Raw genomic sequence first — 14,079 nt, 5'->3', positions numbered from 1 at the left:
GAGCCGCCAAACGCTCACCTCCACCGTCAGCGCACAACCCGAGCGGCCGAGCGCTCACTCCCGCAAACCCGAGCGCGGGGCCGGGGTCTCCCGGCCGGCCTCGGCGTGGAACTTGATCGCCTTGTGGGTGCCGTCGCAGAACGGCTTGGTGGCCGATTTGCCGCAGCGGCAGAGGGCGATCGTGCCCCGTCCGGGGTCGATCGGCTCGCCCTCGGGAGTGAGCAGTTCGAAGTCGCCGCGGACGATCAGCGGGCCGTCCGGGTAGGGCACGATCGACGAGGTCATGACGGCCGGAATGCCCGCTGAGCTGCGGTTGAAACAGCCCGTTTACCCGTCCGCCAGGTGGGAAGTTTGCCGTCATGCAACTTCCTGCGGCCCGTGGCCGCGTCTCCGCGGCGCTCATCGACGCGCTCGCCGGGCGCACCACGAAACTTCCCGCCTTCGCGCACTTCGACGGTGACGAGGACCTGCACCTGACGCTGTTCGTCTGCTACGAGCTGGCCTACCGGGGATGGGACGGCGTCGACGACTGCTGGGAGTGGGATCCCGGCCTGCTGCGCCTGCGCACCGCGGCCGAGAACCGGTACCTCAGTTCCCTGTACGACCTGGTCGGCGCGCCCACCGAGGCCGTCGACCCGGCCACCGTGCCGGCCGCGCTGGCCCGCATCGTCGAGGAGGACGACGGGCCGGGCCTCTCCGGCTACCTGCGCGGACGCGCCACGTTCGAGCAGTTCCGGGAGTTCGTCACCCACCGCTCGGTCTACCACCTGCGCGAGGCCGACCCGCACTCGTGGGCCCTGCCCCGGATCGGCGGCCGGGCCAAGGCGGCGCTCGTCGAGATCCAGACCGATGAGTACGGCGGCGGGATCGAGCCGCGCATGCACCAGGAGCTGTTCAAGCGCACGATGCGCTGGTTCGACCTCGATCTCTCGTACGGCGGATACGTCGACTCGGTCGGCGCGCCGACGCTCGCGGTGAACAACCTGATGTCGCTGTTCGGCCTGCATCGCGCGCGCCGCGGCATGATCCTCGGGCACCTGGCGGCGTACGAGATGACGTCGTCACTGCCCAACCGCGCGTACGCCAATGGTCTGCGCCGGTTGGGCGGGGACGCCGACGCGACCGCCTTCTACGACGAGCACGTCGAGGCCGACGCCGTGCACGAGCAGATCGCCGCGCACGACCTGTGCGGATCGTTCGCCGCGGCCGAACCCGCTCGGGCCGCGGACGTGCTGTTCGGAGCCCGGTGCGCGCTGGCCGTCGACTCGCTGTGGGCGCAATCGGTTCTCGACACGTGGCAGCAGGGGCGTTCGTCGTTGCGGAACCGGACGGTTCAACCGGTGCTGGCCGGGTAGTCGAGCGCTTCCCGCACAGCTCGGAGACCACGATGCAAGCCACCGTCACCTTCATCGGCAACGCCACCACCCTGCTCCGGCTGGGCCACTTCACGCTGCTGACCGACCCGGCGTTCGGGCCGGCCGGGAGCCGGGTGTACCTCGGTTACGGCGCGTGGACCAAGCGCGTACGCGATCCGGTTCTGGACTCTTTGGACGGGACGGCGGTCGACGGGATCCTGCTGTCCCACCTGCACGGCGACCACTTCGACGCGGCCGCCCGCCGCTGGGTCGAGCCCACCCTGCCCATCGTGACCACCCCGGCCGCCTGCCGGAAGCTGCGCCGGCGGCGCTACCTGGCCGTGCGCGGGCTGCCGACGTGGGAGTGCTTCGAGTGGACCCGCGACCGCCAGCGACTGCGGATCACCGCGGCGCCCGGCCGGCACGGACCGGGCCTCGCCGACCGTCTTCTGCCCGACGTGATGGGCTCGGTGGTCGAGCTCGAGGTCGACGGCCGGTTGGCCCTGCGCCTCTACATCACCGGGGACACGCTGGTGCACGACGCGCTCGAGCAGGTGCCGCGGCGCTTCGGCGAGGTCGACGCGATGCTGATCCACCTGGGCGGCACGCGGCTGCTCGGCATGCTGCTCACCATGGATGGCCGGCAAGGGGCAGAGGTGGCCCAGCTGATCCGGCCGGGCATCACCGTGCCGATCCACTACGACGACTACCAGGTGATGAAGTCCCCGCTGAGCGACTTCGTGACGCGGGCCGAACGGCAGGGCCTGACCGGTATCCAGCCGATCACCCGGGGCGGCACGCTGCACCTGCCGCTGCGCGACGGCATCGGCGGTCACCACGCCGAATCGCGCTTAGGTGAACAGCATTCCCAGGGATGAGCCGGACTGCCGCAGGCGATCGATGGCGTACGCCATGGGCATGACCGGCGGCAGCGGCCGCAGCGGCGCCCCGGCCAGCATCCGGGTGGCGTGCCCGGTGGCCACCGGCAGCGTCGGGTAGCGGCCGGCCGCGAAGCGGTCGATCGGCTCGCGCCGCCGCCCGAACGAGGCCAGCGCCCGCCACTGGGCCAGCGTGGCCACGTGGGTCCCGGTGTGGCCGGGCGGTTCGGGCAGCACGGCCACCCCGTCGAACCGGTCGCTGCCGGCCAGCCACATCTCGGCCCCCTCGACCGTCGAGCGGGCGGCCGACTCGGCCCAGTACGGCACCAGCCCACCGGCCCGGGCCAGCCACGGATCGAGCAGCCGGCCGCACTCGATCACGCAGCGGTCGCCGGCGTCGGACCGCCACTGCCGCAGCAGGTCGGCCACGCAGGCGCTGAGCGTCCCGGGCCGGGCGTACAGCAGTTTGTGCGAGGACTCACCGAGCCGGGCCAGGTCGACCCCGAGTGACGGCTCGCCCGAACGTTCGGCGTACCGCTGCGGGGTTTCGGGGTCGATGTGCGACCACGAGGCGGCACCGAGCGTCTCGAGGACCCGGCGGAACTCGGGGTTGGCCAGCGCGTAGTCCTCGGGCTCGCTGCCGCCGACCGGGCTGCCGACCTGGAAGCTGTGCCGGGCGCTGACTGCCGTCACCGGCCAGGTGCGCAGGTCACGGGTCAGCAGGGTGCTGCCGTCGGGCGCGAGCCGCGTACGCAGAAAACGCTCGTAGGCGGCGGGCAGGGTCGCCCAGCGCAGATGGAACCGCACGGTGGCCCCGCACAGCGGCCCGCCCCGCAACGGATCGTGGACCTGCCGGACCGTGATGCCCGGGTTCCGAGCCGTGATCAGGCGGGCCAGGTCGGCGCCCCATTCGAGCGCGCCCGGCCAGTCCCCCACCGAGCCGCCGGGCCAGCTCACCGTCAGCGGCACGCTGGTCGGCAGCCAGGCCGCCCCGAGGGCCACGGCCAGGTGCGCGGCCGAACCGTGCGGCGACCCGAGCAGTACGGCCGGGTATTGATCCTCACGGTAGTGCCCGACGATCCACTCGGCGATCGCGTCGGCGTCGATCGAGCCCACCTGGTCGTGCGGAACGGCTTCGGCGTACGCGTCCCGCGCCAACTCGAAATGCCGGCGCCCCGGCGGCAGCTGTCCCCGGCGGCCGAGCAGCGGCGTCCGCGCCACCCACCCGCCGACCGTCCCCGACACGGTCGACAGCAGCGCCCGGCACAGGCTGTCCGCACAGACCAGGTTGTCGACCGGCAGCCCGCCCCGCGGCTCCGACATCGTCTCGTAGATCGTCACCCGACTCAGCTCCCCCCAGAGTTGATCCGGGGTTCCCGACGTTCCGCGGCACGAACCTCGATTCGCGTGTGACCTGCCTCAATGCGCCGAGCTGTCACACTTCGGCCATGCCCGACGTCGAGGTGAGCCTGCGCCCGGTCCGAATCAGCGACATCGACGACTTCCACGCCCACGAGCAGGATCCCGAGGCTCAGGCCCGAGCCAACTTCCAGGCCCGCGACCGTACGCAGTTCGTGGTCCACTGGATGACCCGCATCCTCGGCGACCCGGCCGTGGGCGCCCGCACGGTGCTGGTCGGCGGCGCGGTCGCGGGCAGCGTCGTGTCCTGGGACCAGGGCGGACGCCGCGAGGTCGGCTACTGGCTGGGCCGGAGGTTCTGGGGCCGGGGCGTGGGGACGCGCGCGCTGGCCCTCTACCTCGACGTCGAGACAGCCCGCCCACTCCACGCCACGGCGGACGTCGGCAACACCGCCTCTATCCGCCTGCTGGAGCGCTGCGGCTTCGAACAGATCGAGACCGTACGGGAATCGGATGTGGAGTACGTCGTCCTCGAACTGCCCTGACCGCTCGGTGTGTTCTTCCTCGCGATCGCCACGGATCGCGGGTTGGCCGGGCGGGACGGCACGCCGGCGGCCGGGCAGCGCACCGCTGCGCCGACGGGCCCGATGGCGCGTACTCAATCAGTTCTTGACCGGCTCTTGAGCGGGGAGGTCGAGGCTGGTGCGCAGGGTCGTGCGGGGCAGGAAGATCGTGGCCACGAGGCCGAGGACGGCGATGGCGGCCGAGATCAGGAAGATGTGGCCGGTGGCGTCGCCGTAGGCGGCCCGGACGATGTGCTGGACGGCGTCCGGCAGCGCGCCCACGTTGAGGCTGCCGCCGCCGTCGCCCGAGGCCGGGAAGCCGGCCGCGGCCAGGTCGTGGGTGATCTGATCGGTGACGCGGCGGGCCAGCACAGCGCCCAGCACCGAAACGCCGATCGCGCCACCCATCGAGCGGAAGAACGCGACCGTCGACGAGGCGGCGCCGATGTTGCGCAGCGGCACCGTGTTCTGGACGGCGAGCACCAGGTTCTGCATGCTCGCGCCGACACCCAGGCCGACCAGCAGCATGCCGAAGCCGACGAAGGCCAGGGACGTCTCGTGGTCGATCGTGCCCAGCAGCGCGAAGCCCGCGAACAACACGACCAGACCGGCGATGATGTACGGCTTGATCTGCCCGGTCCGGGTGATGATGCGCCCGACGATGATCGACGAAAGAAGCACGCCGGCCATCAACGGAATGGTCAGCAGACCGGCCTCGGTCGGGCTGTAGCCACGTCCGATCTGGAAGTACTGGCCCAGGAAGACCGCGCCGCCGAACATGGCCATGCCGACCGCGAGGCTGGCGATGATCGACAGGGCCGTGGTGCGCTCCCGGACGATCTCCAGCGGCACCACCGGCTCGGCCGCCCGCTTCTCGACGACGACGGCCAGCGCGAGCAGCGCGAGAGCGCCGCCGACCATCGTGTACGTCGGCCACGACAGCCAGGCGAACGTGCCGTCGACGAACGACACCCAGATGAGCAGGATGCTGACGCCTGCGGCGATCAGGCCCGCGCCCAGGTAGTCGATCTTCACGTTCTCCCGGCGGACGGTGTGCACATGCAGGGTCAGCTGCAACAGGATGAGAGCGATGACCGCGAACGGCACGCCGACGAAGAAGCACCACCGCCAGCCCAGCCACGACGTGTCGACGATCAGCCCGCCCAGCAGCGGCCCGCCCACCGTGGCCAGCGCCATCACGCCGCCCAGATAGCCGTTGTAACGGCCCCGCTCGCGCGGCGGGATCATCGCGGCGATCACCACCTGCACCAGCGCCTGCAGACCGCCGACCCCGATGCCCTGGAACGCGCGGGCCGCGATCAGCTGCCCCGCGGTCTGGCTGAAGCCGGCGATCACCGACCCGAGCACGAAGATGACGATGGCGATCTGGACGAGCAGCTTCTTGCTGAACAGGTCGGCCAGCTTGCCCCAGATCGGCGTGGTCGCGGTGGCCGTGAGCAGCGTCGCCGTGACCACCCACGTGTACTGGGTCTGGCTGCCCTCCAGCGCCCCGATGATCTTCGGGAGCGCGGTCGACACGACCGTACTGCTCAGCAGCGCGACGAACAGCACCAGCAGCAGGCCGCTGAGCGCCTCGAGGATCTGCCGGTGCGACATGTCCTCGGCCGGCGGCGAGGTGGTGGTGGGTGCGCTCATCGCGCGACCTCCCTTTCGAGTACGGCGGAGAGCGCGTTCGAGAATCGGCCGAGATCGGCGCTGACCCGCTCGGCGTCGCCGTCGGGCCAGTCGGCCAGCGCGCGCCCGATGAGCGCGCCGAACCAGTCGCCGGCCGCGCCGAGCAGTTCGTGCCCGGCCGGGGTGAGCGTCAGCGTCGACGCACGGCGATCCGCGCTGTCGACCCCGCGTTCGACCAGCCCCTGCGCGACCGCGGCGGCGACCGCCCGGCTGACCGTGGACGGGTCGAGCCCGGACCGCCCGGCCAGGTCCTTGGCGTGGCAGCCACCGTCGGCGGCCGGGCCGACCTCGTCGATCAGCTTGAGGATGCTGACGGTGCCGATCGGCACGTCGGGCCGCTCCCGCAGCCACTGCTGCCGCGCCTTGCGGATGAGCTGGGACAGCTCCAGCAACTGCGTGGCCAGCACGTCTTCCATCTCGACCCGCTCTCGTGGTCCCTTGCGTGGGCCAAGCATCCATCAATATTGCCCGCTGAGCAAGTTTGCCCGGCGAGCATCTATTTGGGCTCTGGCATCATGCGGGGTATGACCACGGCTGACTGGTACGTCGACTTCGCCGAGCGTCAGGCGCGCGACGTCTCCCCCACCTACGAGCGGCTGGCCCGCGCGGTCGCGGGCGACCCCGAACTGCTCACGCTGCTCGACACGGTGCCGGAGCCCAAGCGCCAGCCCAATCTGCTGTTCGGCGTCGTGCAATGGCTGGCCGGTCCGGTCGATGACTACGACCGGTTCCGCGCTTTCGTCACGTCGCAGTGGGCGCGGGTGGCCGCCCAATTGCGCGTACGGGCGACGCAGACCAACGAGATCGGCCGTTCCGCCCTGCTGCTGCCGGTGCTGGCCGCGCTCCCCCAGCCGCTGGCGCTGATCGAGGTGGGAGCCTCGGCCGGGCTCAACCTCTACCCCGACAAATACTCCTACCGGTACGGCGACGGGGTGCTCGGCCAGTCCGGCCCGCTGCTCGACTGCGCGGCCACCGGTCTCACCCCGCCGGCCGCGCTGCCGCAGGTCGTGTGGCGGGCCGGCATCGACCTGAACCCGCTCGACATCACCGCCCCGGCCGACCGCGACTGGCTCGAGGCCCTGATCTGGCCCGAGCACGACCACCGCCGCGACCGTCTGCGCCAGGCGGCGGCGATCGCGGCCGCCGACCCGCCCCGCCTGATCCGCGGCGACCTGGTCGACGAACTGCCGGCCCTGGTCGCCGAGGCCCCGGGCGACGCCACCCGGGTCGTCTTCCACACGTCGATGCTCTACCAGGTGCCGCTGCCGCGCCGGCGGGCGTTCCTGGCCCTGGTCGGCTCCCTGCCCGTGCACTGGGTGGCCGTCGAGGATCCCGAGGTCATCGAGTACGCCGACCTGCCCGCCCCGCCCGGCGACGGCCGCCACAAGAACGTCCTCGCCCTGGACGGCAAGCCCCTGGCCTGGACCGAGGGCCATGGCCGCTCCCTCTCCTGGTTCGGCGCCTGAACCCGGCCGAGCCCCCTCGCTGCAAGATCAACCTTCCGCCGGCCGGCCCCGGTCTCGCTCTACCCTTCTGGCCGGCGGGTCAGACCTACTCGTGGCCGCACGGGACGCTGCGAGAATCCGCTCACAGAGCCTGCCGCTCGTGCGTCCTGGGGACCATGCGTGAGCCGGAGCCCCATTAGGCTGTCGGCATGTCCGATCACGACGATCGGCCCGCGCGGGTCGAGGACATCCACGAGCTGGCCACCGCCATGCCCGAGGTCGAGGTGGGCGGCGACGCCGAGCGCCCGGGTTTCGCCGTCGGCGGCAAGACGTTCGTGTTCTTCCGCGGGCCGCGCAAGGACGCTTTCGACCCCGCGACGGGCGAGCCCTACACCGACGTGATCGTCTTCTACGTCGAGTCCGAGGCCGAGAAGCAGGCGCTCGTGCAGGACGAAGCGACCCCGTTCTTCACCACGCCGCACTGGAACGGCTATCTGGGCGTCCTGCTGCTGGCTCGCGACATCGGCCGTTTGAGCCGGGCCGAGCTGGCCGAGATCGTGCAGGACGCCTGGCTGGCCCGCGCCCCCAAACGCAAGGCCGCGGCGTGGCGCGCGGCCCGGCCCACGTGAACGCGCTCTTCGAGACCGCGATCCAGCGCCGGGTGCCGTTCCTGCTCGGCACTCTCGCCGTCGCGCTGCTGCTCGTGACCGGCATGGCCCTGGCCCCCGACCTGCTCAGCGGAATCCTGTTCGCCGTGGCCCTGCTGCTCTATCTGGGTTTGGTCGCCACCGCCACGGCCGCGTTGAACTACCACCCGCGCCGCCTGATCGAGCGGCCCGGCGAACTCGCCACGGTCGACAGCCCCGGCCCGGTGCTGATCGCCGCCGGCGTCACGTTCCTGGCCACCGGCCTGGTCGCCGACGACGTGGGCGACTGGCTCGGCGGCGACGAGGTCACCCCGTTCGACATCGTTTACACCTCGGCCTGGCCCCTGCTGCTGGCCCTCAGCTGGTACACGGCGCTGGGCAAGTTCGGCGTAGCCCTGAGGTCCGACGGCATCCACGAGCGCCGCCCCTTCGGCACGCTGTTCGTGCCGTGGGCCGCCCTCGACCCCGAACTGGCCGCCGAACCCGGCCGCCTCAACCTGGTCACCCTGCGAATCCGCCACCCCGAAACAGTGGTCCGCCGAGGAATCAGGGGCACCAACGCCACCGTACGCGGTGCCACCGACGCCGCCTATCTGGCCGGAGTGATCAACTCAGCCGTTACCACCCGGGCCGCCCACCACTGACCCTAGAGTCGGCTGCGTGGATCTCAACGGGACCGCCGACCGGATCGACTGGGCCGAGCCCGACAGCGTGCTCGGCACGTACGTGGCCCAGATGGACCGCCTGACCGAGCCGGTGAACCCCGGCGTGCCGCTGAGCCTGAGCGTGCACGGCCTGCTGGTGAGCGGCGAACTGATCCCCCAGTGGCAGTGGTTCGCCGAGGTGAGCGAACTCAACGACCACGAGGACGCCTTCTACGTAGGCACCGCCGAACACGTGAAAGAGCAGTCCGACCTGGCCCACGAGGCAGTCAAACTCCGTGACACCGGCGGCGAGATCACCCACCGCCAGCACACGGCCCTGATGACCCCCACCCGCTACATCCACCTGCGCAACACCCACATCCACACCCCCGCCCACCACAACGACGCCGGCTCCCTGTGGCGCGGCCGGCTGGCCGACATCTCCGGCTGGACCCCCGGAACAACCCTCCTCATCGAGGACTGAGCCTCCGCCCAGCACGCACGCCGGGCGTTCCTTGAGCCGGCGCAGCGGCACGAGGGTGAACACTCGGCCCGGCCTGTCGCGCCACGAACTGATGCCAGGCACCTCGCCGACCCAGCCTTCCCCCGAAACCGCCCGCCAGGCAGACACATCAGCGCGGCGTCCACAGGTTGCGCCGGTAGCAGGCGGTGCTGGGAATGTCGCTGAACTGGGGTTCTGGTCGACCGTCTGCGGGACGGAAACGGCGTTTGGCGTCGCTGGGCGGGTTCGAGCCTTGATCGTCGGGGGATGGGGATGACCTCGCTGGTGGCGGCGGTGCGTGCGCAGATGTTCGGGTTGCTGGCCCGGCGGCTGCCCGACAGCGTTCTCTGGCCGCTGCAGCGGGACGGGCTCGACCCCGTCCGAGCCGGCCGCGGACCGGTGGTCCGGCTGCCGGTGCCGTTCGGGCTGCGGGCGTGGCTGGTCAGCGGGTACGAGCCGGTGCGGCAGGTGCTGGGCAGCCTCGACGGGTTCAGCAACGACTTCGGGCGGTTCGCGGGGCGGGTCGGGATCAAGCTCGACCAGGACCCGGGCGGGCTCGGGTTCGCCGATCCGCCGGTCCACACCCGGTTGCGGAAGGTGCTCACGCCCGAGTTCACCGTGCGGCGCCTGGCCCGGCTGCGGCCGCGGATCGAGGCCATCGTGCGGGAACGACTCGACAGTCTGGCTGTCGAAGCGGATCTGTGGCACGACTTCGCGCTGCCCGTGCCGGCGCTGACCATCTGTGAGCTGCTGGGCGTGCCCTACGAGGACCGCGACCACTTCCAGAAGCTGAGCACCGCCCGCTTCGACCTCGTCGACGGAGCGGGGGCTTCGCTCGACGCAGTCGGCGGCTCCCTCGCCTACCTGGGCGACCTGATCGAACGACAACGCCGCGAGCCCGGCGAGGGGCTGCTCGGGTCCATCATCCGTACGCACGGTGATGCCATCGACGACCGCGAGCTGGCCGGCCTGGCCGACGGCGTGCTCACCGGTGGGCTGGAGACGTCGGCCAGCATGATCGCGCTGGGTTCGTACGCGCTGATGACCGACCGTCACCTGCGCGAACGTCTGGCCGAGCAGCCGGACCAGACCATCGAAGAACTGCTGCGCTATATGACCGTCGTACAAGTCGCCTTTCCCCGGGTCGCGACCGCAGCTCACACCATCGGTGGCGTCGACATCCGGCCCGGTGACGTAGTGGTCTGCTCGCTCAGCGGCGCCGACCGTGACCCACGCTTCGAGAACCCGGACCGCATCGACCCGGAGCGACCGCTGGGCCGGTCCCATCTCGCCTTCGGCTACGGAGTGCACCGCTGCATCGGCGCCGAACTGGCCCGCATGGAGCTGCGGTTGGCGTATCCACTTCTGTTCGACCGCTACAAAGAGATACGCCCGGCGGTGCAGCCACATGAGCTGCAACTCCGCCGGGCGTCCATCGTTTTCGGTCTGGATTCGTTGCCGGTGCTTACTTCAGCTTGAGCTGGACGTTGAACTTCGGGCTGGCCGCGAGCTTGCGGAACGCGGCCAGACTCGACGCCGCGCTGTCGATGCTGATGTCGCGGTCGCCGAACTTGTCAGCCTTGGTGTCGAAGTAGACGATCGCCTTCACCTTGGGCCGCTTGGCCAGCTCGGGCAGCACGCTGTTGAACTGCTTGGCCTTGTCCACAACCTTGCCGATGCGGTGGTAGGCGCCCCACTCGGCGACCATCAGCGGCTTCGAGGCGTGCTTGGTCGTCGCCCACGAGTAGAAGCCCTCGCCACCCTTGGCCTTGCGGTCGAGCAGGTCGGCGAAGACACCGGCGTGGTAGTAGTTCTGCTCGGCGCTGACGTACGAGTCCAGGCCGATCCAGTCGACGACGTCGTCACCCGGGTAGAGGTCCTTCCACCACGACTGCGCCATCCACTTCTCGTTGCCCATGTAGGCGACGACGTTGACCATGTTGCCGAGGCCCTTGGACTTCAGCCGCTTGATCACGTGCCGGTACGAGGCCGCGAAGTGCTTGGCCGTCATACCCGACGCGGCGTCGGTGCGCACGTCGTCCTCGGGCTCGTGGTTGAGCACCAGGAAGAACTTCTCGGGCAGGGTCGCCTTGACCCGGGCCGCGAACGCGTCGATCCGCGCGTCGAGCTTGCCCGCGGCCACGTTGGCCCACGTCGAGCCGTACTCGACCCGCCAGTTCAGCAGCAGCACGCGTGGCTTGCCCGGCTCGCGCACCATCGCGATCTCGGCGTCGGTCGGGAACTTCTCGTCACCCTTGTGGTAGGTGTGGAAGATCGTCGCGGTCCGCCCGCTCAGCTTCTCCCAGTTCTTGTGCTCGGTGTCGCGCGGCAGGTTGGTGAACCCGCCGGCCGCGGCCCCCCACAGCACGCCGCAGCTCGGAACCAGCTTCGCATCGGTCACACAGGGCGCGGGCTTGGCAGCGGGCGTCGTGGCGGCCTGGGCCGTGGCCGGGCCGGTCGCGACCACGGCGCCGAGCCCGGCGACGAGGGCGGCCAGCGAGTACACGGTCTTACGAAGCATTGAATCTCCTCCTGTTGTCCGGCCGTTGTCCGCCGGGCATGAGAAGAGATTCCAGGCCGCCGGGTGCACGCCACGTGCCCGTCCCGGTGCCGCTCGGTTGCGTGTTCCGCGCAGTCTCCGGCCTATCGGCCGCTGCGATCGGTCACGCTGCGCGTCGCTTGAGCGTTTCCCGCCGTACGCGATCAGAACGCGCAGCCAGCCGCCGGCCACCAAGTGAGCCGCCCTGCCCTCGCACACAGCACTGAAAGCCACCGGCCAGGAGTGCCACTGATGACCCCTATCTCAACCAAGCCGATCGGGGCGGGCCGGCGCGAGGCGGGACAGCGCGGGCGAAGCGGGGCGAGGCGAAGCGGCGCGGGGCGGGCCGGCGCGAGCGGGACAGCGCGGGGCAAGGCGGCGCGGGGCGAGGCGAAGCGGCGCGGGGCGAGGCGAAGCGGCGCGGGGCGAGGCGAGGCTGGGCGAGGCGGCGCGGGGCGGGACAGCGCAAGGCGAGGCGGCGCGGGGTAGCGCGAGGTGAGGTTGGGCGGGGCAAGACGAGGTGGGCGGGGCAATCAAGCGTTGTCATTGCAGGCTTCAACGGTTTTCCGTTGACGGAGTGAGTACTCACTCCTTAGCATCGAGCGCATGACGACACCCAAGGAGCGGCGCCGGGCGCCGGGGATGACCGCTGAGCAGAGGCGGGAGACGATTGTGCGGGCTGCGCTGCCGTTGGTGGCGGAGTTCGGGGCCGGGGTGACCACGGCGAAGATTGCCCGAGCGGCTGGGATCGGGGAGGCCACGATCTTCCGGGTCTTTGCCGACAAGAATGCTGTGTTGGAAGCATGTGTTCTGGCTGCGATGGATCCGGCGCAGACCTTGCAAGAGCTGGAATCCATCGCGCTCGACCAGCCGCTCGCGGCCCGCCTGACCGAGGCCGTCGACGCTCTCGATGCCTACTTGGGCCGCATGGGCGCCGTCATCGGCGCGCTCAACGCAAGCGGCGGCGTCGGTGGCGGTGGCGGCGAGGGGATCGGTGGCAGCGGTCGCGGCAGCGTCGGTGGCAGCAACATCGGTGGCAAGGGCGCCGGCAGCGAGGGGATCAGTGGCGGCGATCGCAGCGGTCACGGCGGCGAGGCCGCCGGTCGCGGCGAGGGAGTCGGCGGCGGCGTTTCGGGGGGCGCGGCCCGTTTTCAGCGGCCCGCGCCGCACAGCGCCGAGGCCCGCGAGATGTCGGCCGGCCGCAACGCCTCGCAGGCGGCTACCCGACGTGCCGTGCTCGAGCTGTTCGAACCGGAACGGCCGCACCTGCGTCAGAAACCCGAGGTCGCCGCCGATACGTTCCTGAGCCTGTTCTTCGGGCGCAGCCGGCTGCCTGGGGCGCAGACCTCGACCGTCACCACGGCTGACCTGGTCGAGATCTACCTTCACGGCGCCCTCGCCACCGCATGACGCCGCACCTCGCCATCGCCGAATCCCTGGCTGCGGTTCTCGGGGCTGACTGCCGGTCGGTCATCCTGCACGGGTCGCTCGCGGCGGGCGGCTTCCGGCCGGGCTCCAGCGACATCGACCTGCTCGCGATCGTCGACCGGCCGATCACCGATGAGCAGACGGAGCGGATCATCACCCTCGTCCGCCACGCCGACCTCGGCGACGCGGCCGGCCTCGACCTCGACGTCGTCACGGTCGACGCCACCCGCTCCCCCATACCGGCACCACCGCTGGAGCTCCACGTCGGGCGCTACCCGCCCGATCCCCAACCGAACGATGTCGCGACCGACGCCGACCCACAGACGCTTGCCGATGACCGCCGTCGCACCGAACCCGGCGTCGACACGATCAACGCCAACCAATCCCCCACCCCAGCACGACCACTGAAGGTTCATGCCGGGCGCTACCCAGCCGATCCCGAACCGAACGACGTCACGACCGACGCCACGCCAACGGCGCCTGATGACGAACGCCATCCCACCGAACCCGGCGCCGTCGTGGCCGGCGCCAATTCGACGGCATTTGACGTTGACCGCTATCCGGCCGAACCCGCGGCCGGCGGCGCCGTGCGGCCTCCGGCGGAACCCGAGCTGGAGGTGGAGCGGCGCCTGCCCGCCGCCACCGATCTGCTGGCTGAGTTGTCGATGGCTCGGCAGGACGGCCTCGCCCTGGTCGGCGCCGCGCCGGCCGGGCTGATCGGCCCGATCCCGCCCGAGTGGGTGGTCGCCCGCGGGCGGCACTGGCTCCGCACCTGGCAGGGCCTGACCGACGACGCGCCGAACGCGGCCTTCATGGTGCTGACCGCCTGCCGCATCTGGCACTTCGCCGCCGAGCACGTCCATTCCCCCAAGGTCGCCGCCGCCCGCTGGGCCCTGTCCCAGGAACCGTCCCTCACCGCGATCGGTCAGGCCCTGCGCCGGTACGGGGGCGACGCCACCGCCATCGTCGATGAGCCGGGCATTGCCGCCGTCCTCGCCGAGGCCCTTCGCCGCACCACATAGGA

15 protein-coding genes are annotated in these 14,079 nt (G+C 71.1%); 10 read left to right on the top strand and 5 right to left on the bottom strand.

Going from position 1 to position 14,079, the window contains the following annotated elements; translation table 11 throughout:
• Positions 1–54: 54 nt before the first annotated feature.
• Entirely contained in the window at positions 55–285 is a 231-nt protein-coding gene (locus tag M1L60_RS02525) for a CDGSH iron-sulfur domain-containing protein (RefSeq protein WP_253235607.1), read from the bottom strand.
• 74 nt (positions 286–359) lie between these two features.
• Between M1L60_RS02525 and M1L60_RS02520 the strand changes: the two genes are divergently transcribed.
• Both M1L60_RS02520 and M1L60_RS02515 read left to right on the top strand, forming a co-directional pair.
• On the top strand, positions 360–1,355 hold the full coding sequence (locus tag M1L60_RS02520) for an iron-containing redox enzyme family protein (RefSeq protein ID WP_253235606.1): 996 nt from the start codon (positions 360–362) through the stop codon (positions 1,353–1,355).
• A gap of 32 nt (positions 1,356–1,387) precedes the next feature.
• Complete coding sequence (locus M1L60_RS02515; RefSeq protein ID WP_253235605.1) at positions 1,388–2,233, top strand: MBL fold metallo-hydrolase; 846 nt, start codon at positions 1,388–1,390, stop codon at positions 2,231–2,233.
• Here the strand turns inward: M1L60_RS02515 and M1L60_RS02510 are convergent.
• Positions 2,207–3,574: a hypothetical protein gene (locus tag M1L60_RS02510; RefSeq protein ID WP_253235604.1), complete on the bottom strand. Its 1,368-nt coding sequence runs from the start codon at positions 3,572–3,574 to the stop codon at positions 2,207–2,209. The genes M1L60_RS02515 and M1L60_RS02510 overlap by 27 nt on opposite strands.
• Before the next feature lie 107 nt (positions 3,575–3,681).
• On the opposite strand from M1L60_RS02510, the gene M1L60_RS02505 reads away from it, so the two are divergent.
• On the top strand, positions 3,682–4,137 hold the full coding sequence (locus tag M1L60_RS02505; RefSeq protein ID WP_253235603.1) for a GNAT family N-acetyltransferase: 456 nt from the start codon (positions 3,682–3,684) through the stop codon (positions 4,135–4,137).
• 117 nt (positions 4,138–4,254) lie between these two features.
• Here the strand turns inward: M1L60_RS02505 and M1L60_RS02500 are convergent, their stop codons facing one another.
• Together M1L60_RS02500 and M1L60_RS02495 are read right to left on the bottom strand one after the other, a co-directional pair.
• A complete protein-coding gene (locus M1L60_RS02500; protein ID WP_253235602.1) occupies positions 4,255–5,811 on the bottom strand; it encodes an MDR family MFS transporter in 1,557 nt (518 codons plus the stop codon).
• Positions 5,808–6,305, bottom strand: a complete 498-nt coding sequence (locus M1L60_RS02495) for a MarR family winged helix-turn-helix transcriptional regulator (protein ID WP_253235601.1) — start codon at positions 6,303–6,305, stop codon at positions 5,808–5,810. Before M1L60_RS02495 ends, M1L60_RS02500 begins: the two co-directional genes overlap by 4 nt.
• A gap of 69 nt (positions 6,306–6,374) precedes the next feature.
• On the opposite strand from M1L60_RS02495, the gene M1L60_RS02490 reads away from it, so the two are divergent.
• The 5 genes from M1L60_RS02490 to M1L60_RS02470 all read left to right on the top strand — a co-directional run bounded on the left by M1L60_RS02490 (position 6,375) and on the right by M1L60_RS02470 (position 10,567).
• Positions 6,375–7,316: a DUF2332 domain-containing protein gene (locus M1L60_RS02490; protein ID WP_253235600.1), complete on the top strand. Its 942-nt coding sequence runs from the start codon at positions 6,375–6,377 to the stop codon at positions 7,314–7,316.
• Positions 7,317–7,504: 188 nt separating this feature from the next.
• Positions 7,505–7,924 carry an MmcQ/YjbR family DNA-binding protein gene (locus tag M1L60_RS02485; protein ID WP_253235599.1) on the top strand — a complete coding sequence of 140 codons (420 nt, stop codon included), beginning with the start codon at positions 7,505–7,507 and terminating at the stop codon, positions 7,922–7,924.
• Positions 7,900–8,586 carry a hypothetical protein gene (locus tag M1L60_RS02480; RefSeq protein ID WP_253235598.1) on the top strand — a complete coding sequence of 229 codons (687 nt, stop codon included), beginning with the start codon at positions 7,900–7,902 and terminating at the stop codon, positions 8,584–8,586. Before M1L60_RS02485 ends, M1L60_RS02480 begins: the two co-directional genes overlap by 25 nt.
• A 16-nt stretch (positions 8,587–8,602) precedes the next feature.
• Positions 8,603–9,070 (top strand): GvpU-like protein, encoded by a 468-nt coding sequence (locus M1L60_RS02475; protein WP_253235597.1) that lies wholly within the window; start codon positions 8,603–8,605, stop codon positions 9,068–9,070.
• 285 nt (positions 9,071–9,355) lie between these two features.
• Positions 9,356–10,567 carry a cytochrome P450 gene (locus tag M1L60_RS02470; RefSeq protein ID WP_253235596.1) on the top strand — a complete coding sequence of 404 codons (1,212 nt, stop codon included), beginning with the start codon at positions 9,356–9,358 and terminating at the stop codon, positions 10,565–10,567.
• Here M1L60_RS02470 and M1L60_RS02465 read toward each other — a convergent pair.
• Positions 10,554–11,609, bottom strand: coding sequence for a glycosyl hydrolase (locus tag M1L60_RS02465; protein WP_253235595.1), 1,056 nt, complete (start codon positions 11,607–11,609; stop codon positions 10,554–10,556). The two genes, M1L60_RS02470 and M1L60_RS02465, sit on opposite strands and share 14 nt — an antisense overlap.
• A gap of 624 nt (positions 11,610–12,233) precedes the next feature.
• On the opposite strand from M1L60_RS02465, the gene M1L60_RS02460 reads away from it, so the two are divergent.
• Positions 12,234–13,037, top strand: coding sequence for a TetR/AcrR family transcriptional regulator (locus M1L60_RS02460; protein ID WP_253235594.1), 804 nt, complete (start codon positions 12,234–12,236; stop codon positions 13,035–13,037).
• Positions 13,034–14,077 (top strand): aminoglycoside adenylyltransferase domain-containing protein, encoded by a 1,044-nt coding sequence (locus tag M1L60_RS02455; protein ID WP_253235593.1) that lies wholly within the window; start codon positions 13,034–13,036, stop codon positions 14,075–14,077. Before M1L60_RS02460 ends, M1L60_RS02455 begins: the two co-directional genes overlap by 4 nt.
• Positions 14,078–14,079 lie beyond the last annotated feature (2 nt).

The sequence above is a fragment of the Paractinoplanes aksuensis genome (assembly GCF_024137025.1).
GTDB lineage: Bacteria > Actinomycetota > Actinomycetes > Mycobacteriales > Micromonosporaceae > Actinoplanes > Actinoplanes aksuensis.
This window is presented reverse-complemented; position numbering and strand designations above follow the sequence as displayed.

Bases quoted from the DNA above. Each gene is read 5' to 3' on its own strand.
- M1L60_RS02470 (WP_253235596.1), top strand. From the start codon at position 9,356: ATGGGGATGACCTCGCTGGTGGCGGCGGTGCGTGCGCAGATGTTCGGG.
- M1L60_RS02465 (WP_253235595.1), bottom strand. From the start codon at position 11,609: ATGCTTCGTAAGACCGTGTACTCGCTGGCCGCCCTCGTCGCCGGGCTC.
- M1L60_RS02525 (WP_253235607.1), bottom strand. From the start codon at position 285: ATGACCTCGTCGATCGTGCCCTACCCGGACGGCCCGCTGATCGTCCGC.
- M1L60_RS02515 (WP_253235605.1), top strand. From the start codon at position 1,388: ATGCAAGCCACCGTCACCTTCATCGGCAACGCCACCACCCTGCTCCGG.
- M1L60_RS02495 (WP_253235601.1), bottom strand. From the start codon at position 6,305: ATGCTTGGCCCACGCAAGGGACCACGAGAGCGGGTCGAGATGGAAGAC.
- M1L60_RS02485 (WP_253235599.1), top strand. From the start codon at position 7,505: ATGTCCGATCACGACGATCGGCCCGCGCGGGTCGAGGACATCCACGAG.
- M1L60_RS02505 (WP_253235603.1), top strand. From the start codon at position 3,682: ATGCCCGACGTCGAGGTGAGCCTGCGCCCGGTCCGAATCAGCGACATC.
- M1L60_RS02460 (WP_253235594.1), top strand. From the start codon at position 12,234: ATGACGACACCCAAGGAGCGGCGCCGGGCGCCGGGGATGACCGCTGAG.
- M1L60_RS02520 (WP_253235606.1), top strand. From the start codon at position 360: ATGCAACTTCCTGCGGCCCGTGGCCGCGTCTCCGCGGCGCTCATCGAC.
- M1L60_RS02490 (WP_253235600.1), top strand. From the start codon at position 6,375: ATGACCACGGCTGACTGGTACGTCGACTTCGCCGAGCGTCAGGCGCGC.
- M1L60_RS02500 (WP_253235602.1), bottom strand. From the start codon at position 5,811: ATGAGCGCACCCACCACCACCTCGCCGCCGGCCGAGGACATGTCGCAC.
- M1L60_RS02455 (WP_253235593.1), top strand. From the start codon at position 13,034: ATGACGCCGCACCTCGCCATCGCCGAATCCCTGGCTGCGGTTCTCGGG.